This window comes from Kitasatospora sp. NPDC093558, assembly GCF_040683475.1.
Taxonomy (GTDB): Bacteria; Actinomycetota; Actinomycetes; order Streptomycetales; family Streptomycetaceae; genus Kitasatospora.
Genome location: NZ_JBFBDY010000726.1, coordinates 1 through 2,851 on the forward strand (window position 1 = coordinate 1; position 2,851 = coordinate 2,851).

Here is a 2,851-nt window from a genome sequence, read left to right on the forward strand (position 1 = left end):
CGAGCCGTTGACGACCCGGGACACCGTGCCCCGGCCCACTCCGGCCCGCGCTGCCACCGCCTCCAGGGTGGGACGGGCAGCGGGTTGCCGCTGCGCGGCTCGGCTCATGATCGTTCTCCCGGCGGACGGCGGACGACGGACGGCGGCGACCGCGGGGAGACGGGCCAGACGACACGGTCCGGTAACGGAGCCGATGCACGCCCTTGACACGCCTCGCGCGGCGAAGCAATCTTCCCACACGTAGTGGGAGCGCTCCCATACTGCGGTCCCACCCAGTTTCGGCGCTCCCGTCCCGTTCCGAGCACCTCCGGCCGCCAGTCGCGCGGCGCAGCCATGGACCACCACCCTGGACAAGGAGATTCGGCCATGCGGAACCCCGGCACCACCCACGGCGGCAGAGCCGCCACCACCCCCGCACACAAGGCGCGCAAGCCTCTGCCGATCGTCGCGACCGCGGCCCTGTGCGCCCTGCTCGTCGCCGGCTGCGAGAGCTCCGGTTCCACCACCACCGCGGCCTCCGGCGCCAAGATCACCCTGACCGTCGGCGACTACGGCACGTTCGGGTACAAGGAGGCCGGCCTGTTCGACGCGTACATGCGCGAGCACCCCGACATCACCGTCGTGGAGCACAGCGTCCAGCAGGAGAGCGACTACTACCCCGCCCTGCAGACCCACCTGGCCTCGGGCAGCGGCCTGGACGACATCCAGGCGGTCGAGGTGGGCCGGATCGCCCAGGTGGTGAAGAAGCAGGCCGACAAGTTCGTCGACCTCGGAAAGGCGGACGGGGTCGACAAGGGCGCCTTCCTGCCCTGGAAGTCGCAGCAGGCCACCGCGTCGGACAACCGCACCATCGGCTTGGGCACCGACATCGGCCCGATGGCGATCTGCTACCGCAAGGACCTGTTCCAGCAGGCCGGCCTGCCCACCGACCGCGCCGAGGTGGCCAAGCTCTGGCAGGGCGACTGGGCCAAGTTCCTCGACGCCGGCAAGCAGTACCAGGCCAAGGCGCCCGCCGGCACCTTCTTCACCGACTCCGCCGGCGGCCTGTTCAACGCCGTGGTGTCCTCCAGCACCACGCAGTACGACGACGCCAGCGGCAAGCTGGACTACAAGAACAGCCCCTCCGTCAAGGCCGCCTGGACCCTGTCGACCGGTGCGGTCCAGGCCGGGATCAGCGCCGGCCTCAAGCAGTTCGACACCCCGTGGAACCAGGCGTTCGCCAACTCCAAGTTCGCCACCGTGGCCTGCCCGTCCTGGATGACGGCCATCGTCGCCGACAAGTCCGGGCCCGCCAACAAGGGCAAGTGGGACATCGCCGCCGCCCCGGCCGCCGGCAACTGGGGCGGCTCCTTCCTCACCGTGCCCAAGGCCGGCAAGCACCAGAAGGAGGCCGCGGCCCTCGCCGCCTGGCTCACCGCGCCCGCGCAGCAGGTCAAGGTCTTCACCTCGGTCGGCAACCTGCCGTCCAACACCAAGGCGCTGGGCCGGCCGGAGGTGCAGAACGCCAAGCTCGACTACTTCGGTGACACGCCCACCGGCCAGATCTACGCCGCCACCGCGCAGTCCATCAGCCCGACCGTGATCGGCGAGTGGGACGGCCTCGTCAAGGACGCCCTCACCAACGGCGCCCTGCTCAGCATCGAGCAGCACCAGAGCGACCCCGCCAAGGCGTGGAGCACGGCCGTCAAGGAGATCGACGACAAGGTCGGCGACTGACGGGCCGGCCTCCCGCCGTCCGCCTCCGCCACCGCCTCCGCCTCCACCTCCGCCGCGCCGACAGCCCGCTCTCCAGAGAGGTCACCACCATGCTCCACGAGGCCGCCCCGGCCGCCTCCCCGGGCGTGCGACGCCCGTCTCCCCCACCCCCGAGCCCCTGGCGCACCCGGCTCTACCGGTGTGACCTGAAGGCCTCGCCGTACCTGTACGTCGCGCCGTTCTTCGTCTGCTTCCTGGCGTTCGGCCTGTTCCCGCTGGTCTACACGGGCTGGGTGTCGCTGCACAGCGTCGACCTGCAGACGTCCGACCAGATGCAGTGGCGCGGCTTCGGCAACTACACCCGGCTGCTCCACGACGACCTGTTCTGGAACGCCCTGCGCAACACGCTCACCATCGGCTTGCTGTCCACCGTGCCGCAGTTGCTGATGGCCCTCGGCCTGGCGCACCTCCTCAACTACCGCCTGCGCGGCCGGGGTTTCTTCCGGATCGCGATGCTCGCGCCCTACGCGACGTCGATCGCGGCGGCGACCCTGGTGTTCACGCTGCTGTTCGGGCGGGACTACGGGATGATCAACTGGCTGCTCGGCCACCTGGGCCTGGGCCCCGTCGACTGGGAGGGCGGCACCTGGAGCTCCCAGGTCGCCGTCTCCACGATCGTCACCTGGCGCTGGACCGGCTACAACGCCCTGATCTACCTCGCCGCCATGCAGGCCGTCCCGCACGACCTGTACGAGGCGGCGGCGCTCGACGGCGCCAACCGGTGGCAGCAGTTCCGGCACGTCACGGTGCCGTCCATCCGGCCCACCATCCTGTTCACCGTCGTGGTCTCCAGCATCGGGGCCACCCAACTGTTCGGCGAGCCGCTGCTGTTCGGCGGCGGGGCGACCGGCCACAGCGGCGGCTCGGCCCACCAGTACCAGACCCTCGGGCTCTACCTGTACGACCAGGGCTGGTACGCCTTCCACCTCGGCCGGGCCGCCGCCGTGGCCTGGACGATGCTGCTGATCCTGCTGGCCATCGGCGCGCTCAACCTCGCCCTGGTCCGCATCCGCCGAGCCCGGAACGGGGGTTGAGCACCGATGGCCGTCTTCCCCGGGCGGCGCGCGGGAGCGCGCGGCCTGACCGGAGCGGGACC

General features: G+C 71.0%; 2 protein-coding genes and 1 pseudogene. 2 read left to right on the plus strand and 1 reads right to left on the minus strand.

The window, feature by feature from the left end:
• Nucleotides 1-108 (minus strand): annotated as a pseudogene (locus AB0O00_RS34325) (LacI family transcriptional regulator); the annotation flags it as partial.
• Nucleotides 109-366: 258 nt separating this feature from the next.
• Between AB0O00_RS34325 and AB0O00_RS34330 the strand changes: the two are divergent.
• Both AB0O00_RS34330 and AB0O00_RS34335 read left to right on the plus strand, forming a co-directional pair.
• Nucleotides 367-1,716 (plus strand): ABC transporter substrate-binding protein, encoded by a 1,350-nt coding sequence (locus tag AB0O00_RS34330; protein WP_363658542.1) that lies wholly within the window; start codon nucleotides 367-369, stop codon nucleotides 1,714-1,716.
• A gap of 89 nt (nucleotides 1,717-1,805) precedes the next feature.
• Complete coding sequence (locus AB0O00_RS34335) at nucleotides 1,806-2,789, plus strand: sugar ABC transporter permease (RefSeq protein WP_363658544.1); 984 nt, start codon at nucleotides 1,806-1,808, stop codon at nucleotides 2,787-2,789.
• The last annotated feature ends 62 nt before the right edge of the window (nucleotides 2,790-2,851 follow it).